Genomic DNA, 18,584 nt, shown 5'->3' with positions numbered 1-18,584 from the left:
ATATACAAAAACTTTAAACAAAACAATTATATTCTTGCCAGAGTCTCGTCCATTGAGTAGAAAAGTTTTATTCTTTCTGGTAAAACACTCTCGTCAATGTGTTCTATCATACTGCCCATAAGCCAGATTTCGTTGTTTTTCTCCAGTAATTTTTGCCCCATTGATTTTACATATTGATTTATTACGCTGCGATCAGGCTGAACGGTCATGAAAGAGACAAACGTAATATTTTCAAAATATCGGGTAAGATCCTGTAAGTTTTCAATTGGCATACTTTCTCCTAAATAAATACACTTGTATCCTTTCAAAAGAATTTCATATTGAATATACAATAGTCCGAGTTGGTGAATTTCATTTAGGGGTAACGAAAGAACAAAAACACGATCTGTTTTTGTTGGTTTTAGGATTTGAAGGCTCTCAGTATAAATTAAAATCTTTTGTTTAATCAAATGAGATATAAAATGTTCATTTGCCGGACTAATGGTTTCAGATTGCCATAATAATCCCAGTTCTTTTAATAAAGGAAGGAAATGATCTTTGAAAACTTCGCTAAATGTTTTTTCTGAAATAAGCCAGTCAAAGGTGGTGAAGAATAATTCCTGGTCAAAATTCATCATCGCCATCTTAAAAGATGTGATAGCGTAATTTTGAGAATTCTTCTTTGAAATGATTTCACGCACCATCTGTGGAATTTTCTCCTCCGGATAAGTGGCAATCTTAGATATTTTATAACCGTATTCGTGTAATAGGGTTATGTTTAATAGTTTTTGTAAATTATGTACATTATAAAGTCTGATATTGGTATCAGTTCTCATGGGTTCAAGAATGTTATATCTTTTCTCCCAAATACGAATGGTATGGGCTTTTATTCCTGATAAATTTTCAAGGTCTTTTATGCTAAAAACGGTCTTTATGTTGTTTATCATTATTACTATTTTGGATAAACAAAAATAGAATAAAATCTGAGATTACATTTAAAACCTGATTAAAATGATAGATTATGAGAAGTTTGTAGTATCATACTGATTTAATTTGTCTAAATACAAGATTGTTTTGGAGCCATCTTTACTTCTGTTGTACATGGTAACGAATTTTGCGCCATAAATAACTTCGCTAAAAGTATAAGATGTTCTGGCTGCCACGGTGTTACTGTACATATCATCGAATGTGGTAATGAAAACTAAAATTTCGCCATGGATTTTTTTGAAATCTTCTTCTGTAAAATTATATAGCGGACTGTTTTCTGTTATAGGATGCACTAAGGTCCAGCTTAAAGATAAGGCATTAATTCTGTCAAGTTCTAAATCTAAAGTGTAAAATTTGTTTGTTCGTTCGCCATTTTCTTCAATGCTCATTCCGAGCGTTAATTTTGCTTTTGCATCTGTAAAATTGGTGTTTTTAAAAGGCACAAGTCGAATCATTAATCCTTTGCCTTCTCCATAGGGAGAGATGAGAGCATTGTGAGAGAATTTTAAAAAAGCGGTCGGTTTACTAAATCTTCCAAAGAATAGACCTGTAGCAATAGCAAAACTTAATAAACCAATCAAAGCTTCTGCAGCAGATAACGCACTGGTTAAAAAACCACTCGGACTAATATGTCCGTAACCTACGGTTGTAAAAGTTTGCGCACTAAAAAAATAAGCCTGTCCAAATTGTATTAATGCACTTTGTGTTGGTGCAATTCCGTCAAGATGTTCAATTCCAATTGCGTAATAAATAACAGCAAAAACAAAATTAATCGCAATATAGAAACTAAATAAAATAAGCATGAATTTCCAATTGGGCATGTCGATCATGGTATGGTACCAACTGATGCGACGAAGGATATTCATTCCTCTTTTTTCGATATTTGGGGTTCCGTTTTTGTTTACAAATCTACCGCCGTAACTGTTTGCATTGGTTCCGAATCCTGAATTTTTATCAGTTTGAGCCTGGTTGTTTATTTTTTTAAGAAGTGCCATTCAAGGTTGGTTTAAAGAGCAAATGTAAGGATATCTTTTATATGAAAATGGTATCGGTTTTAAACAGAAAAGCAATCAGTAAAAAGTTTTTTTACTGATTGCTTTTTGATTATTGTCAGCTATTTTTTGTTTTATTTACAAAACGTTGCTTTGTTTTTTTTGGCGCTCTGACTCCCTAATTCAATAGCTTTAGAGAAATCTTTGCAGCAATTCTTTTTGTCTCCAATTTTATTATAGGCCAATCCTCTTAAGTTGTATGCAACATAATCTTTTGGATTTAATTCGAGTGATGAAGTACAATCTGCAATGGTTTCCTTAAAGTTCATTAATTTGTAATTGACATTGGCTCTTCCTGTGTAAGCATCAGTATTCATGTCGTTTAATTCAAGTGTTTTGTTAAAATCGGCAAGAGCCCCTTTTAAATCATTGAGATTGTATTTGGCCACACCTCTGTTTTGATACGCTTCGACGAATTTGGGATCCATGTTGATTGCTTTTGTGTAATCAGCGATGGCTCCTTTTGTGTTACCGGCTTCTGCCTTTTTCATGGCTTTGTCAAAATAGGCCGTTGCAGATTGTGCCCAGGTTGAGCAGCTGATCATAATAAATGATAGCAGTAATAATTTTTTCATAAACCAATTTGGGATTAGTTAGTAGGTTAATTAATTCTGAGACGAATTTATGAAAGTTTTATTTTGTAAGAGAAATTCTTTTGTGAAAAAATGGTAATTAAATTTAAAATATTAATTCCCGAATGTAATCATGGCTTTTTTTTAAAATAAACCTGTTATGAAAATGAGTGCCCTAGCCCAGATAGGAGCGGTATCCTTTTTCTTGCTCCTTTAGCAAGGAAAAGATACAAGCGGATAGCTGGATTAGCTCCTAAATAATCCTAAACCTTTAAACAGCCGCGAAAACCTCTTGCTGCGTAATAAGATTCGGCACCATTATGATACACAAAGGTTCTGCCATAACGGAAATCTGAAAATAACGCGCCACCTAATTTGCGAACTTCCGGAGTTGTAGCAATCCAGCTTGAAGTTTTGGTGTCAAAATTTCCTAATTCATGTAATGCTCTGTACTGTTCTTCTGTCAGGATTTCGATACCCATTTCCTCTGCCATATCGATGGCGCTGTTTTTAGGTTTGTGCTCTTTTCTTGAATTCAGCGCTTTACGATCGTAACAAAGACTTCTGCGGCCTTTTGGACTTTCGGCTACACAATCGAAAAAAATATATTCATTTGTGTTTTTGTCATAACCCACAACATCTGGTTCGCCGTCGGTTTTTTCCATTTCAAGAAGAGACCAGAGTTTTGTTGGATTTGCTTCTAATTTCTCCTGAACTTTATTCCATTCAATACCTTCATGGCGTGTTTTATTTTTTTCAAAACGCGTTTTCAGGATGCTGATGATTTCTTCCTGATGTTCTGGTGATAAGTTATTTTTGCTCATGATGTTTTATTTGTGTGGTTATTTTTGTCTGCGAACCATTTCGTTAATCCAGATGGGTGCGAAAGGTGAGGTGCAGCCTTTAGAAGTTGGGTAATCTCTATAAATGCCTAATTTTTCTCCAATACTAAGAGCACGCTCGCGATACTCCGGATGATTAATTCCGATTTGTGCCAAGGTGCTATTCATGGTCCATTGTACTTCTGGCGCTGCTGTAGGCATTTCGTTTTCTATTCGATCAAGAAGCGCTGGTATGTCGACTAATTCGGGAGTGCGGGTTACGCAACCGGTGGTAAGGCTCCAGCCAGCACGCGCCTGCATAACATCAGCTGTATGCATCCATTTTTGGCGTAATGTTTCTTTGTCTGCGTATTCTTTTATGACATAAGAATAGAACCAATCGGCAATGTGAGTGAATTTCTCTGAAGAAACTATTCTGGCAATTTCATCGTTGGAAAGTTTTTTTGGATCGATAATTAAAGTGGCTAAAAATCGGGCTTCAACATTTCCGGTATCCCAAAGTTCAAGTGCCAGTTCATGATTGGTTTTTATCTTTTTGGCTATATTTCGAATATCGCCCATTTTAACACCAAACTGATTGTCTCCAGCTCCGCGTTTCTTATTTTGGGCACGCATTCTTTCGTCGCCTAATACTTCAAATTGTGCTAATATTTCTTTTACCTTCATTTTGATTTCGTTTTGTATTGTAAAGATAATTAATCGTTTAATCCTTTTCCGTTAAGAATATTCGGAATAGCTTTCTCTACTCTTGCTTCTCGGGTTTGGGCTTGTTTTGGTTGAGAAAAATGCAATAAATAACCTCTTTGACGTCCTGGAGTTAGGACTTCGAAAGCTTTTTTTAGTTTAGAATCTGCATCTAATTGCTTTTGAAATTCTTCTGAAACCGGAAATTCTGAGGTCTTTTTTAATTCGACCTTCAAACCTGCTTTTTCAATTTCAATGGCTTCGTAGATGTAGGCTTTTAAAATGTTTTTTTGCTCGGTAATTTCTTTAAGATTAGTAAATCTGATTTGTCTTGCTGCCTGAACATTCTCAGATTGCTGAATCAGAATTCCTTCCGTATCTTTTAATAAAGAGCCTTTAAAAAATAAAAAGGCACAATATTCTTTAAAGTCGTGTATTAAAACAATATTCTTTTTTTGGTGCGTATAACAGGGAGTGCCCCATTTTAGTTCTTCCGTTAATTGACAATCAAGCGCAATCTTTCTTAGTTGTTCCAATTCTTCCTGCCACTTTTTGTCTTTAAAATAAAAATCAACTTTAGGATTCATTTTGATTATTTTTAGATTAAACCGAAATTGTTTTTCTCTCTGCAGGTCTAAAATACCAGGAAAGAACAGTTAAAACAAGCAATAAAGTTGGACCAAAATAAGCAATAGCATCGTCGCCTTTGGCAAAGTGTGATACAATAGCACCCGACATCGCGAAGAAGAAACCGGCATAAGCCCATTCTTTTAGTAACGGGAATTTCGGAATTAGTATTGCGATAACGCCTAACAATTTCCAAACCCCTAATATAACCAGAAAATAAAGTGGATAGCCTAAATGTGCCATCATATCTACTTCTTCTTTTATTTGTAATATCTGCACGATTCCCGTTGCAGTCATTCCTAATGCCAGCCATAGTGTGGCAACCCAGTATATAATTTTGTTTCTCTTTGTCATGATATTTTATTTTAATTTATTTACTATTTCCTGAAGTCTGTTGTGTGCCATATTGATGCCTTGTTTAAACGGAAGCTGCATCATTTGATCTCTTAATGCATTTGATTTGTAAACAATTTGCATGGTCAGTTTGCTGGTGTTTTCTGTGAGTGCTTCAAATTCCAGAAACTCTAATTGCACTGCAAATGGGGAATTTTCCATTTCAAAGGTTCGGGTAATTTTTTGGTTTGGAATGTACTCATGGATGGCACCGTTGATCTGTAGTACTACATTTCCTTTTGTATCACTAGTTTCAAATTGATAGCCGCCGTGTTTTTTATTTTCCAGTTTTAACACTTTGGTTCCCATCCATTGCTCTACAATTCCGGGTTCTATATACGCTTTGAAAAGTAAAGAAACAGGCAAGTCGAAATCTCTTGTAATGACGAGTTCCTGTTTTCCGTCTTCGGCATTTATTTTCGTTTTTAATTCCATATTGGTTTAGTTTTCTGGTTTATAGTTTTTCATGATATCTTCAAGTTTATTGAATCTGTCATCCCACATTTTTATGAAAGGTTCAATAAATTCAGCAACTTCTCTCATTCTTTCCGCATTTATAGTGTAATGTACTTCCCGGCCATTTTGTGTTTGCTGAAGCAATTCACATTCGGTCAGAATTTTTAAATGTTTGGAAACGGTTGGTCTTGCTGTGTCAAAATTGGATGCTATCGCTCCGGCTGTCATCGAATGCGAAGTCACCAAAAGTAAAATAGCTCTTCTCGTCGGATCGGCTATGGCCTGAAATACATCTCGTCTTAAATTCATTATGAAGTTATTTGGCTACAAATGTATATGAAGTTATTTGGCTACGCAAATATTTTGAAGTATTTTTTTTTGTAATTGATTGTTTTTTAGAGGAAAAGCCATTGTTTTTGATGACTGGAAAGGAGAACTGGAAAGATATAGTAATTGAAAACTTTGAAAAATTAGATCGTTTTCTGATGATTATTTGTGCCTGGAAGTAATAAAATCATGGGTATTTCAAGGATTAATATATATTGTGGAGAAATATTAAAATGCTGAGTCTATATTTTTAAAATCAAATAGAAATTCCGGACTCTTCTAAAATCAACGCTAGATATCGTTGGAGAATATTGAAAATTTCATGCATCTTAATTATTTTTTAACGCAGAGAACACAAAGATTTTCGCAGAGTTCACTAGTATTTAAGTTGTGCTTACACAATCAAAGTCCGCAAAGCTTTGTGAACTTTGTGTTTTTACTAAACTTAGAATATTTAAAAAACTTTGCGTTCTCCGTGGTAATTTTTTTTCTCTCCACAGGTTTTAGGGATCAATACATATTGTTGTGGAGAAATATTAAAATGCTGAGTTTATGTTTTTAAAATCAAATAGAAATGCAGGATCTTTTAGAATCAACGCTAGATGTTGTTGGGAAACATTGAAAATTTCGTACATCTTAATTATTTTTTAACGCAGAGAACACAAAGATTTTCGCAGAGTTCACTAGTATTTAAGTTGTGCTTACACAATCAAAGTCCGCAAAGCTTTGTGAACTTTGTGTTTTTACTAAACTTAGAATATTTAAAAAACTTTGCGTTCTCCGTGGTAATTTTTTTTCTCTTCACAGGTTTTAGGGGATCCTGAATCGACCATTTCTCTACATGACCTAAAATGAAAAAAGGTTGAGTAAAATAAATTACTCAACCTTTTGTGACCCGACTGGGGCTCGAACCCAGGACCCCATCATTAAAAGTGATGTGCTCTACCAACTGAGCTATCGAGTCATTATTCCATTCTTGAATGGGGGTGCAAAGATAGTAAGTTTTTTTTGGTAATTCCCAATAAATTTAATTAAAAAAGCTTGAGAATAGTAGTTTTTTTTTAACTCACTGTTTATTAGAAATTTCGAATCGTAGCAAATTCTTTTCTATACGTACTTGGCGTTTTTCCTGTGATTTGCTTAAAATGCTTGTTGAAATTCACAAAATTCTGATAACCACTTTCATAGCATACATCAGATACAGATAGCTTTTCATTTTGCAAAAGTTTACAGGCATGTCCTGTTCTTAATTCGTTTAAAAAACGGGTAAATGATTTTTGGGCTCTTTTTTTAAAGAAACTGCAAAATGCCGGCGGTGTCATGTGGGCGACAGATGCAATCGTTTCTAATGAAATGGGTTTGGTAAAATTCATCATAATGTATTTATACACCTGATTCATTCTTTCGGTGTCTTTTTCATTATAGGAATGGAAATATCCTAAACCGGCAAGCAGCTCATATTCATCAGTATTGAGCATAATATTTACGATCTTAAGAAATTCAATTATTCGTTGAAGCCCTTCAGTCGTTGTCATTTTTTCTAAGTGCTTGGTTATTTTTGTTCTGGTTTTTCCGGTAAAGCGCATGCCTCTTTCTGCTTTTTCAAAAAGACTCTTTTTCTTAGATAAATCCTCGGGCTCCGTGCACAGTTTTTCATAGAAATTAATTGGAAAATAAATCACAATAGCTTCAACAGATTTATTTCTATTGTGTTGATTATTTGGCACGTCTTCATACCACATATGAGGTAAGTTCGGACTCATTAGTACTAAATCTCCATCAGAAAAATTGGTGATACTATCTCCAATAATTCTTTTTCCACTGCTTTTTTTAACAAAACTTAATTCGCAAAAATCATGAAAGTGCAAAGTGGCATCAAAGTCATGTTCTTTTACTTTTTTGACACTAACCAAAGACGAATTTTGCTTAGGTAACTCAATTAATATCGCTTTCATCTTGTATTCATAGTTGATGATTAAACTTAACTTAAACAATATTACACATAATTGTTTTACGGAAACTTAAAATGATTAAAATAGTTTAAGTATTAGTTAAGTTAGTGTAAATAGAGAAAAAGGTTATAGCGTAGTTTTGACTTATGTTTTAATCAGTAATTAATTAAATAAAAATTCGAGGGTAATGGAAACTATATTTTGGAAGAACGACGATGAGCTTTTTGATATTGTGCGTAATGAACTTTATACTGCAGTAGTAGGAGATGTTATGGATAAATTAGGTTTGTTAAACCAATTTCTGCCACCACAAATACAGCCTTTGCAGGATGATATGTTCATTATAGGTCGCGCCATGACCGTATTAGAAGCAGATGTTGTTTCAGATTCCAGTAGTAATAATCCGGTTTTAAATAAACCTTTCGGATTGATGTTAGAAGCATTGGACGATTTGAAAAAAAATGAAGTTTACATCTGTACCGGTTCTTCGCCATCTTATGCTTTATGGGGAGAGCTGATGGCAACACGTGCACAAATATTAGGGGCAGCCGGTGCAGTTGTAGACGGTTATTCGAGAGATACCAGAGGAATACTAGAACTAAAATTTCCTTCTTTTTCTTATGGAAGATACGCCCAGGATCAGGCGCCGCGTGGAAAAGTAATTGACTTTAGAGTACCAATAGAAATAAAAGGTGTCCGAATTAATTCGGGAGATATTATTATTGGCGATATAGACGGTGTTTGTGTAGTTCCAAGAGCAGTTGAAGAAGAAGTATTCCGTCTTTCTATTGAAAAAGCAAGAGGCGAAAAAATGGTTCAGAAGAAGATATTGGAAGGAATGAGTACCAAAGAAGCTTTTGACAAATACGGTATCATGTAAATTTTTGAAACTGAATTTTTGACTTGTATTTAAGTCTTTATAAAACATCAATTCACCAAAATGAAAAAAATAACAATAATAACCTTTTTATGCTGGTTTGCTTTTATCTGTCCCGCAGCTGCGCAAACAAAAAGCATTCAGAATTTTGAAGTTCCTGTCCTTACACCATTTCCTGCTGCTGTTGCTGATGTTTCTTCGCCTATAGTATCTCTAAATGGCAGTTGGGATTTTGACATAAAAGAACAAACTCAAAAGGCAAAAAAGATTGAGGTACCTGGAGAATGGGAAATGCAGGGATACAGCGTAAAAGAAGGACAAACGGCTTTATATACTAAAAAGCTCGCTATTCCGGCCAATTGGAAAGGCAACCAAATTAAAATCAGGTTTGATGCTGTAAGTTCTCATGCTTTGGTTAAAGTAAACGGAAAAACGGTCGGCGAACATGAGGGAAGTTTTGTTCCTTTTGAGGTTGATATCACGAAGCAATTAACTTATAAAGAAGATATTCTGGAGGTTGAGGTTCAGGCTTTAACCGTTAGTGACCGATTGGCGTGTACTTCTCAATATGCCTGCCATACGGTTGGCGGACTTTTGAGAAAAGTAACTTTGTTTGCGGTTGCTCCAATTTATATTGCTGAAGCAAATAACAATACTGTTTTTGATGCTTCTTATAATAACGCTTCCCTGACCATCACAAATGCTGTAACGAGTACTTTATCAGCTTCTGAAGAGGCGTATTTTCAATTTACTCTTTTTGATGCAACCGGAAAAGTAGTGGCAAAAAAGACCTCAGCAGTAAAAAAAATCACTGCAAATACTACGGCTGATATTGAAACAGTTTTAGTAATAAAATCTCCAAAACATTGGGATCCTGAGCATCCCTATTTATATAAACTACAAACTGAATTATTTGTCAATAATAATAAGAAGCAAACCAATGAGCAAAAAGTAGGATTTCGTCAAATCGTTATTAAAGGAAATCAGTTTTTTGTTAACGGAAAAGCAATCAAATTACATGGTGTAAACCGTCATTCTGTTCATCCATTAACCGGGCGAAGCATTTCACCGACTTTGGATCGAACCGATGCGGAATTATTTAAAGCAGCCAATTGCAATTACATACGTACTTCACATTATCCTCCTTCTGAAGAGTTTTTGAACGCGGCAGATGAATTAGGTTTATTTGTAGAAAGTGAAGCTTCATTGACCTGGATTCAGCACCATGCATCGCCAATATGGAAATTGTGGAGTTATACGGATGAAAAATTCCTTCCTTTTATGGTAAGAGCCAATATGGATAATGTATTAGCAGGACGTAATCATCCCTCTATTATTATTTGGTCATTAGGAAATGAATCCAAATGGAGTCCGCTTTGGGAAAAAGTAAATAAGATTGTCAAAGAGATGGATCCATCGAGACCTACAAGTTTTCACGATCAATGTTGGGGAGGTTTTAACAATGCAGGCAGCAAAGCCGATGTAGCCAATTATCATTATCCGGGGATCAATGGACCAAAAGCAACAGACACCATGTCAAGACCAACATTGTTTGGAGAATATGCCCATTTATCGACTTACAATCGTAGAGAACTATTAAGTGATCCGGGAGTTAGAAGTGCTTACAATGAACCGCTTGTGCAATTTTACGATTCTATTTATAAACATAAAGGAAATTTAGGCGGTGCCATATGGAGTGGTATTGATGATATTTTTCATATGCCCGATGGAAGAATCGTAGGTTATGGACCATGGGGACCGCTAGATGCATGGCGCAGACCCAAACCAGAATATTACGGTATGAAAAAAGCTTATTCTCCAATAAGAATTACGAATGTAAATTGGGGAACAATAGCAAAAGGTTTCGTAGAATTAAGCGTTGAGAATCGATTCGATTTCACGTCACTTAAAGAAATTAAAATTGAAGTAAAAGCAAATGGTGGTTCTAAATTGATTTCTTCTGTTATTCCGGCAAGAGGAGAAGGCATTATTAGAGTTCCTCTGGATAAAAAAACAACAGGATTTTATATTTCGTTTACCAATTCAAATGGGACAATTGTTGACGAAGAACAATATGAGAACAAGATTTTAACTAAATTAGAAGATCGAAAAGTAGCACTTTCATTCTCTGAGAGTGAATCGGCGATAACAGTAAAACAAGGAGAAGTCAGTTATTTGATTAATAAAGTAACAGGAATCGTCACCAATATTACAAAGAACAATCAAACGTTAGCAACACAAGGACCGGTTTTTTGTTTTGTACCGATGAATGATGAAGATGGCGGAAAACCGAATGTCGCCGGCGAAACGTATCAGAATAATATTTATCCGGTAAAAAATTATCCGCTTTACACTTTGTTTGCAACAGATCTAACAGTCAAACAAACCGAAAAAGGAATTGCGGTCGATATGAAAACAGCCTATATTGATGTCAAAGGAAAACAATCTTATTTGTTTACTTCTGATGGAAAATTAGAAACAACCTATGAAGTAGAATATGGTGAAACGGATCAAAGTCCGTATCAGTATGGAATGTTAATGCAGTTACCAAAACACTTTGATCAGTTAAGCTGGAAACGTAAAGGCGAATTTACAATCTATCCTGAAAATGATATTGCAAGAATCGAAGGAACGACAATGTTAAATGCAAAACATATAAATGGAGTTGAAGAACCGGGAGTTGCGCCAACCGGAGACTGGAAAGATGACGCCAATGATTTAGGAAGCAATGATTTTCGCTCAACAAAAAGACATATTGAATCAGCACAGCTTCAGGATAAAACAGGAAATGCAATAAAAGTACTTTCAGATGGAACTCAAGCCTCAAGAAGCTGGTTACAAGATGAACAAATACAATGGTTAATTTCTGACTACAGCAATGCAGGATCTGAACCTTTTTACGGAACTCCTCATAGCAATGGCAGAATAAAAACTAAAAATAAAAGGCTAAAAGGAAAATTAACTATTACCATTAATTAAAATGAAAGCACTTCATCTGGTTTTAATTTTTGCTTCTTTAACTTCTTATACTTTAAATGCGCAGCAAGTAACGGATAGGAAAGAAGTAGTTTCTAAACATGAACTTAATTTTGACAAACTTTCCACCTCGTGGGATGAAGGGATTCCGCTTGGGAATGGTATGGTTGGTGCCTTAGTCTGGCAAAAAGGAAATAATCTGCATTTGTCATTAGATCGGGCTGACTTGTGGGATATGCGACCAATGAAAGGTTTGCATCGTAAGGAGTTTAGTTACAAATGGGTAGAAGGACAAGTTGAAAAGAAGGATTATGGCATTGTGCAAAAATATTTTGACGAGCCGTATGATACCGAACCTGCTCCGAGTAAAATACCAGGTGGCGCATTGGAATTTGAAATTCAAAATTGGGGCACAGTTTCATCCGTACGTCTTTCTCCAAAAGAGGCTATATGTGAAGTAAAATGGCAAAATGGAATTGTTTTAAAAACATTTGTACACGCTGTTAAACCAGTAGGATGGTTTCGTTTTGAGAATTTAAAAGGAGATTTCATTCCGCATTTAATTGCACCAAAATATCAGGGAGAAGTTAAAGTATCCGGAGATCCTGTTGGAGGCGATGATTTAGCACGCTTAGGATATAAGCAGGGTAAAGTGACACAACAGGGGAATACAATTTCGTATGAGCAGGAAGGATGGGGAGGATTTAAGTATCAAATAAGTGTTACCTGGAAAAAAATAAACAACGCAACCATTGAAGGTGTATGGAGTGTTACTTCTCAATATCCAGGCACTAAAATAAATCCTGTTGCTGAGAGTGTTGTAAAAAAGACATTAGAAAGCGGTTATAATACCGATCTGAAAAGTCATATTGCCTGGTGGGAGAAATTCTGGAGCAAATCCAGTATTCAGGTTCCTGATCCTTTATTAGAAAAACAATGGTATTTGGAACAATACAAATTTGGGTCAGCAGCCCGAAGAGGAGCGCCGCCAATTTCCCTGCAAGCCGTCTGGACTGCAGATAATGGACGTCTGCCACCTTGGAAAGGAGATTATCATCATGATTTGAATACGCAGTTAAGCTATTGGCCTTCGTACAGTGGAAATCATTTGGAAGAAGGTTTGGGATATATCGATGATCTCGAGAAAAACAAAGCCAATTATAAACGATATACCAAAATGTATTTTGGGAATGATGGTTTGGCAGTTCCCGGTGTTACAACGCTTGATGGAACTGAAATGGGAGGATGGATACAATATTCTTTTTCTCCTACAGTTTCTGCCTGGCTGGGACATCATTATTATTTGCAATGGCGCTATAGCATGGATCGTAAATTTTTGGAACAAAAAGCATATCCATGGATTAAGGACGTAGCTAAACATTTGGAACAAACTACAGTAATAGATGAGAAAGGTTTCAGGAAATTACCCATTAGTTCTAGTCCGGAAATGAATGACAATGATATTAGTGCCTGGTTCCATCAGAATACCAATTATGATCTGGCCTTAATGACTTTTACTTTCAAAACTGCAGCGGAATTAGCAACAGAACTTGGATTAAAAGAGGAAGCGCTTCATTGGAAAAAAATAGGAGATCAATTTCCAGATTATGCGCGTACCGTAAATAATGAAATGATGGTTACGCCAACAATGCCTTATACGGAATCTCATAGACATTTTTCTCATTTGATGGCCATACATCCGCTTGGTCTGATTAAATGGGAAGATGGAGAAAAAGCACAATCAACCATTAAAAATACGCTTAATCTGGTAGATAAAATTGGCCCAGATTACTGGTGCGGTTACTCTTATTCCTGGATGGCGAATCTAAAAGCAAGGGAAAAAGACGGAGAAGGAGCTGCCCACGATTTGGAAATTTTTGCTAAAGCATTTTGTCTTAAAAATAGTTTTCATGTCAATGGAGATCAGACGAAATCGGGTTATTCAAAATTTCAATACAAACCTTTTACACTTGAAGGCAACTTCGCTTTTGCCGCCGGTTTACAAGAAATGTTATTGCAAAGTTATGCCGGTTTTATAGAAATCATGCCTGCTGTTCCGGTTTCCTGGAAAGATATTTCTTTTAATACGTTAAGAGCGGAGGGAGCATTTTTAGTTAGCGCTTCAAAGAAAGAGGGCATTATTACAGAAATCAAAATTGTAGCGGAGCAGGGCGGAAAAACCAAATTAAAATTACCGTTTAAAAATTGGAAGATTGAATCAGGCGAGAAGGTAAATACTAAAGAAATTTCAGAGGAATTTATAGAACTGCAATTTGATAAAGGAGGTTCGATTATTTTGAAAAATAAAGACACAAGATATTAATAGAAATAGAAAGAGATGAAAATTACAGATGTAAAAGTGTGGATGGTTGAAGGTGTTAAATACAACTGGACACTATTAAAAATATATACAGATACTGGACATACCGGTGTTGGAGAAGCTACGAATTGGCCGGGAAGTCCAATTGTTTATCATGCAGCAAAGCATATTGGGGAAAGAATTATTGGCCTGGATCCGATGAAAACCGATTTTATCTGGACAAAATTATATCGCGATCTAAACTGGGTAGGACCAAACGGAGCAAGTTTATGCGCTATTAGCGGAATTGATATGGCCTTGCTTGATTTAAAGGGAAAAGTTTTAGGTACCCCTTGTTACGAATTGTTAGGTGGTGCTTTTAGAAAAGATATTTTATTATATGCCAATTACTGGTTTACAGGTGGCGGACACAATGCTGAGGATTATGCAAAACAGGCTATAAAAGTGAAAGAAGCAGGTTTTACAGGATTAAAATTTGATCCGTTTGCTCATACCAATTATTTGTATGGTGAAGATTTGTCTTCAAATCTTACACTAACAGCAGAACAACAGGATTTAGCTTTTGATGTTAGTAAAGCGGTTCGCGATGCCGTAGGACCCAATTTTGATATTATGATCGAAACGCATGCAATGCTGAATTACAGAGTGGCCGTAAAAATGGCCCAACGTTTAGCTACGCTTGATATTACCTGGTATGAAGAACCAGCTGGTCCGGAAAGTGCTGATACCTTAAGAGCTATGAGGGAACGTATTCCTTCGAACGTTTCGATTTGTGTGGGAGAAAGACATTATACAAGACATGGAATTCGTCCTGTCCTTGAAAAGAATATTTGCGATATCATGATGCCGGATATTACACGTTGCGGAGGCCCGTCTGAGATGAAAAGAATGGCAACTATGATGGAAGCTTATAACGTTTTATTAGCGCCACATAATCCTAACGGACCATTGTCTACATTGGCGTCGGCTCATGTCTGTGCTTCTGTTCCTAATTTTTTTCGCCAGGAATTTATGTTCAATGATGTGCCGTGGCGAGATACGGTTATTACGCATCCCATAAAAGATATGATTCAAAATGGTCATCTTCATTTAAGTGACAGACCAGGTCTTGGTGTGGATTTAGTGGAAGAAGAAATGGAAAAACATCCGGGAATTGTTGTTCCGAGACCAGGATTTTATGTGTAATTTTTTTGAATTTAATTTTCAACCAATTTATAAGCAGCTATGTCAATCGAATCAATAAAGAGACGTGATTTTTTAAAGCAGACAAGTATTTTTACTGCTGGTTTGCTTGCCATGCAAATGGATGTTCTGGCCGGTACTTTTGACACTGATAAATTTGGTAATGGAAATATTTTACTCAATAAAAAAACAGATCCGGATTGGATAAAATCATTGTACCAACGAGGAACGGTTACCACTTATCTCAAAAGTAAAAATGAATTAAAATATATTGGTATGCCTGTTGGAGGAATAAACTGCGGTACTGTCTATTTGGGAGGTGATGGCCGTTTGTGGCTCTGGGATATCTTCAATAAAAATCAGGAAGGTATTGAACCAAAACTTGTAGAATGGAACAAAGGCAATGGCGAACAAATTAAATTACGTCCTCGTGACGGTGCCGCTTATGTATTTCCGGCAACCGAAATTCACCCTTTGGAACAGGGTTTTGGGATAAAAATTACTTATAAAGAAAACACTATAACCAAACGTTTTCATCTGGAAGATTGGGCCGAAATTAAGTTTGAAGCAACCTATCCCGTGGCTGTTATTCATTATATAGATTCCGATTTTCCTTTAGAAATAAAACTAACCGCATTTTCGCCTTTCATTCCGTTAGACGAAGACAATTCGAATATTCCGGTTACAATCCAGTCTTTTGAAATTAAAAACACTGGAAAAGAAGTTGTTGAATTTGAAATAATAGGTTGGTTGGAAAATGCAGCTAATAAATTTTCAGCGACAGCAAGCAGTGATGGAAAAAGAGAAAATACGGTAATTACTAAACCGAATCATGTCTCCATTTTTTCAACCTTTAACGCAAATGATAAAACAAAATTTGCGGAAGCAGGAGATTCAGGATCGCTTTGCTTATCATTTATAGGGAAAAATGCCGTTGCTATTTCTTCGTTTAGTCTTCCTTTTTCTGCAGCATCATTTAATTCAAAAGAGGGAAGAGAAGCCAAAAACATAGTAAATGCAAATGAAAAGTTAATTGCCGGAATCGCTGCAACTGAAAAATTAGCACCTGGAAAAACGGTAAAAAAAGAATTCGCTATTAGTTGGCATTTCTCAAATGTTGGAAAACGTATTGATGTGCCAGATGCAAGAACAGGACATTATTATTTAAATAAATTTTCTGATGCTTTGGCTGTCGCCGATTATGTAGCTGATCTGTATCCATTTTTATCCGCACAAACAAAATTATGGAAGAATACCTGGTATAATTCAACTTTGCCGTGGTGGTTTATGGAACGAACTTTTTCTAATATTTCAGCATTAGCTACCACTACTTCGCATCGTTTTAAAACAGGTCGTTCATGGGCATGGGAAGGTGTTGGCGCATGCGAAGGAAATTGCACGCATGTTTGGCAATACGCACAGGCAACAGGCAGAATATTTCCGGGTATTGAAAGAGATAATCGTCAAAGAGTTGATCTTGGTATCGCTTTACAGGAAGATGGCGGCATCTGGTTTAGGGCAGAATATGATAAACGCCCAGCAATCGATGGACAAGCCGGTAGAGTTCTGGGATGTTTAAGAGAACATCAGATGAGCGCCGATGATACTTTTTTAAAAACAAATTGGCCAAACATTAAGAAAGCGACTCAATTTTTAATTAATCAGGATAAAAATGGCAATGGACTTACAGATACTCCAATGGAAAATACATTGGATGCCGTATGGGATGGAGAAATTGCATGGATTGCCGGTTTATCGATCGCAGCAGTAAAAGCTGGCGGTGTGATGCCTTTAGAGATGAACGATACTTCGTTTGCTGAGCAATGTAAAATATATGCTGAAAAAGGTTCTAAGAACATGGATGAGGTTTTATTCAATGGAGAATATTATATCCATAAACCTGATGCCATCAAAGGAAGAGAAGGAGTAGGCTCTTACAACACTTGTCATATCGATCAGGTATTGGGACAAAGTTGGGCGTGGCAAGTTGGCTTAGGCCGAATTAACGATAAAGAAAAAACAGCCAGCGCATTGAAGTCCTTATGGAAATATAATTTCATGCAGGATGTAGGCCCTTATTTAAAAGAACACACAGGCTGGCGTCCTTATGCCTTACCGGGTGAAAGCGGGATGGTTATGAATACCAATCCTAAAAAAGAGGCCAATCCTTATGGGGAATCCGTTACCTGGCAAATGGGATATTTCCATGAATGTATGACAGGTTTTGAACATCAGGTTGCCAGTCATCTTATGGCCGAAGAAATGACAGATGAATCGCTAATACTTACCCGAGCAGTTCACGATCGTTATCATGCGTACAAACGAAATCCTTTTAATGAGATAGAATGCAGCGATCACTACGGGAGAGCGATGGCGAGCTACGGAACATTTATTACAGCTTGTGGCTTTGAATATCATGGGCCTAAAAACTTCATTCGATTTGCTCCTAAATGGAATAAAGAAAATTTTGAAGCACCGTTTGTTACGGCAAAAGGCTGGGGTTCTTATTCTCAAAAGAATCAAAAAGAGAAACAGATGCATCGTTTTGAAGTAAAATATGGTTCACTCCGTTTACAAAAAATAAGCCTGCAAAAAATAAGCGAATTACCAATAGAAAAAGTAATAGCAGCTGTGGGCGGACAAAAAGTAAAAATGAAATACAAACAAAATGGAAATGATATCATAGTAGAACTTGAAAAGCCACTGACTATTCAAACAAATGAAACATTAACAATTACGATCTAATACGATTATAAATGCTAAAAAGAAATATACTTTTAGGGATGGTTTTTGTAATGCTGCTGTCTTGCAATCAATCTAAAACAAATGAATCAAAGCCAATAATTGAAGCGGATAATAATTGAAAACCCCAATTTGATCAAAAACTTCCATTATTGGGTCATCGTAATTGGATTGTTATTGCAGATAAAGCTTTTCCGGAACAAAATGCCGCGGGTATAGAAGTGATTAACACGAACGAAAATCTTTTGCCTGTTTTGAAATATGTTTTTCAACAGCTAAATTCATCCGGACATGTAAAACCGATTGTTTATCAGGATAAGGAATTACAATTTATTACAGAATCCCAGGCAAAAGGTGTAACATCATTCCGCATAGAATCAGAGAAATTGATGAAAATGGGAAAAACGAATTTAGAATTACAACCCCAAAGTATTCTTCATGATTCTGTTTTTACTAAATTAGACGAAGCATCAAAATTGTTTAAAATAGTGGTATTAAAAACCAATGAAACAATTCCATATACATCAGTTTTTTTACAACTTGATTGTTCCTATTGGAATGCAGAGAAGGAAAAACAATTGCGGGAAAAGATGAAAAGTCAAAAATAAATAGAAAA

The 18,584-nt window shown here is 35.9% G+C and carries 16 protein-coding genes and 1 tRNA gene; 6 read left to right on the top strand and 11 right to left on the bottom strand.

Annotated features, from left to right (window positions below; all coding sequences use genetic code 11):
• Nucleotides 1-26 precede the first annotated feature (26 nt).
• From BUA98_RS16580 to BUA98_RS16525, 11 genes are all read right to left on the bottom strand, one after another.
• Nucleotides 27-926, bottom strand: a complete 900-nt coding sequence (locus BUA98_RS16580; protein WP_072974378.1) for a MerR family transcriptional regulator — start codon at nt 924-926, stop codon at nt 27-29.
• Between the two features lie 72 nt (nt 927-998).
• Complete coding sequence (locus tag BUA98_RS16575) at nt 999-1,961, bottom strand: ion channel (protein ID WP_072974376.1); 963 nt, start codon at nt 1,959-1,961, stop codon at nt 999-1,001.
• Nucleotides 1,962-2,092: 131 nt separating this feature from the next.
• On the bottom strand, nt 2,093-2,593 hold the full coding sequence (locus BUA98_RS16570) for a tetratricopeptide repeat protein (RefSeq protein WP_244279220.1): 501 nt from the start codon (nt 2,591-2,593) through the stop codon (nt 2,093-2,095).
• Between the two features lie 260 nt (nt 2,594-2,853).
• Nucleotides 2,854-3,414 carry a DUF4256 domain-containing protein gene (locus tag BUA98_RS16565; protein ID WP_072974374.1) on the bottom strand — a complete coding sequence of 187 codons (561 nt, stop codon included), beginning with the start codon at nt 3,412-3,414 and terminating at the stop codon, nt 2,854-2,856.
• Nucleotides 3,415-3,432: 18 nt separating this feature from the next.
• A complete protein-coding gene (locus BUA98_RS16560; RefSeq protein ID WP_072974373.1) occupies nt 3,433-4,098 on the bottom strand; it encodes a DNA alkylation repair protein in 666 nt (221 codons plus the stop codon).
• A gap of 29 nt (nt 4,099-4,127) precedes the next feature.
• On the bottom strand, nt 4,128-4,703 hold the full coding sequence (locus tag BUA98_RS16555) for a YdeI/OmpD-associated family protein (protein ID WP_072974371.1): 576 nt from the start codon (nt 4,701-4,703) through the stop codon (nt 4,128-4,130).
• Between the two features lie 16 nt (nt 4,704-4,719).
• Nucleotides 4,720-5,097 (bottom strand): DoxX family protein, encoded by a 378-nt coding sequence (locus BUA98_RS16550; RefSeq protein ID WP_072974369.1) that lies wholly within the window; start codon nt 5,095-5,097, stop codon nt 4,720-4,722.
• Nucleotides 5,098-5,103: 6 nt separating this feature from the next.
• Nucleotides 5,104-5,571 carry an SRPBCC family protein gene (locus BUA98_RS16545; RefSeq protein WP_072974368.1) on the bottom strand — a complete coding sequence of 156 codons (468 nt, stop codon included), beginning with the start codon at nt 5,569-5,571 and terminating at the stop codon, nt 5,104-5,106.
• A 6-nt stretch (nt 5,572-5,577) separates the two neighbouring features.
• Nucleotides 5,578-5,901 (bottom strand): ArsR/SmtB family transcription factor, encoded by a 324-nt coding sequence (locus BUA98_RS16540; RefSeq protein ID WP_072974366.1) that lies wholly within the window; start codon nt 5,899-5,901, stop codon nt 5,578-5,580.
• 909 nt (nt 5,902-6,810) lie between these two features.
• A tRNA-Lys gene (locus tag BUA98_RS16530) sits at nt 6,811-6,883 on the bottom strand.
• 112 nt (nt 6,884-6,995) lie between these two features.
• Nucleotides 6,996-7,874, bottom strand: coding sequence for an AraC family transcriptional regulator (locus tag BUA98_RS16525; protein ID WP_072974362.1), 879 nt, complete (start codon nt 7,872-7,874; stop codon nt 6,996-6,998).
• Between the two features lie 184 nt (nt 7,875-8,058).
• Here BUA98_RS16525 and BUA98_RS16520 point away from each other — a divergent pair, with 184 nt between their 5' ends.
• From BUA98_RS16520 to BUA98_RS16495, 6 genes are all read left to right on the top strand, one after another.
• On the top strand, nt 8,059-8,751 hold the full coding sequence (locus tag BUA98_RS16520) for an RraA family protein (RefSeq protein ID WP_072974360.1): 693 nt from the start codon (nt 8,059-8,061) through the stop codon (nt 8,749-8,751).
• Nucleotides 8,752-8,811: 60 nt separating this feature from the next.
• Nucleotides 8,812-11,727 (top strand): glycoside hydrolase family 2 TIM barrel-domain containing protein, encoded by a 2,916-nt coding sequence (locus BUA98_RS16515; RefSeq protein ID WP_072974358.1) that lies wholly within the window; start codon nt 8,812-8,814, stop codon nt 11,725-11,727.
• 1 nt (nt 11,728) lies between these two features.
• Entirely contained in the window at nt 11,729-14,047 is a 2,319-nt protein-coding gene (locus BUA98_RS16510; protein WP_208857999.1) for a glycosyl hydrolase family 95 catalytic domain-containing protein, read from the top strand.
• A 15-nt stretch (nt 14,048-14,062) separates the two neighbouring features.
• Nucleotides 14,063-15,229, top strand: coding sequence for a mandelate racemase/muconate lactonizing enzyme family protein (locus BUA98_RS16505; RefSeq protein ID WP_072974355.1), 1,167 nt, complete (start codon nt 14,063-14,065; stop codon nt 15,227-15,229).
• 39 nt (nt 15,230-15,268) lie between these two features.
• Nucleotides 15,269-17,971 carry a GH116 family glycosyl-hydrolase gene (locus BUA98_RS16500; RefSeq protein ID WP_072974353.1) on the top strand — a complete coding sequence of 901 codons (2,703 nt, stop codon included), beginning with the start codon at nt 15,269-15,271 and terminating at the stop codon, nt 17,969-17,971.
• Nucleotides 17,972-18,120: 149 nt separating this feature from the next.
• Nucleotides 18,121-18,576 (top strand): hypothetical protein, encoded by a 456-nt coding sequence (locus BUA98_RS16495; protein ID WP_072974352.1) that lies wholly within the window; start codon nt 18,121-18,123, stop codon nt 18,574-18,576.
• Nucleotides 18,577-18,584: the final 8 nt, after the last annotated feature.

Origin of the sequence: Flavobacterium saccharophilum (assembly GCF_900142735.1) — a bacterium.
Classification (GTDB): domain Bacteria; phylum Bacteroidota; class Bacteroidia; order Flavobacteriales; family Flavobacteriaceae; genus Flavobacterium; species Flavobacterium saccharophilum.
The sequence above is the reverse complement of the archived record's forward strand: the minus strand, read 5'-3'. Positions and strand labels throughout refer to the sequence as shown.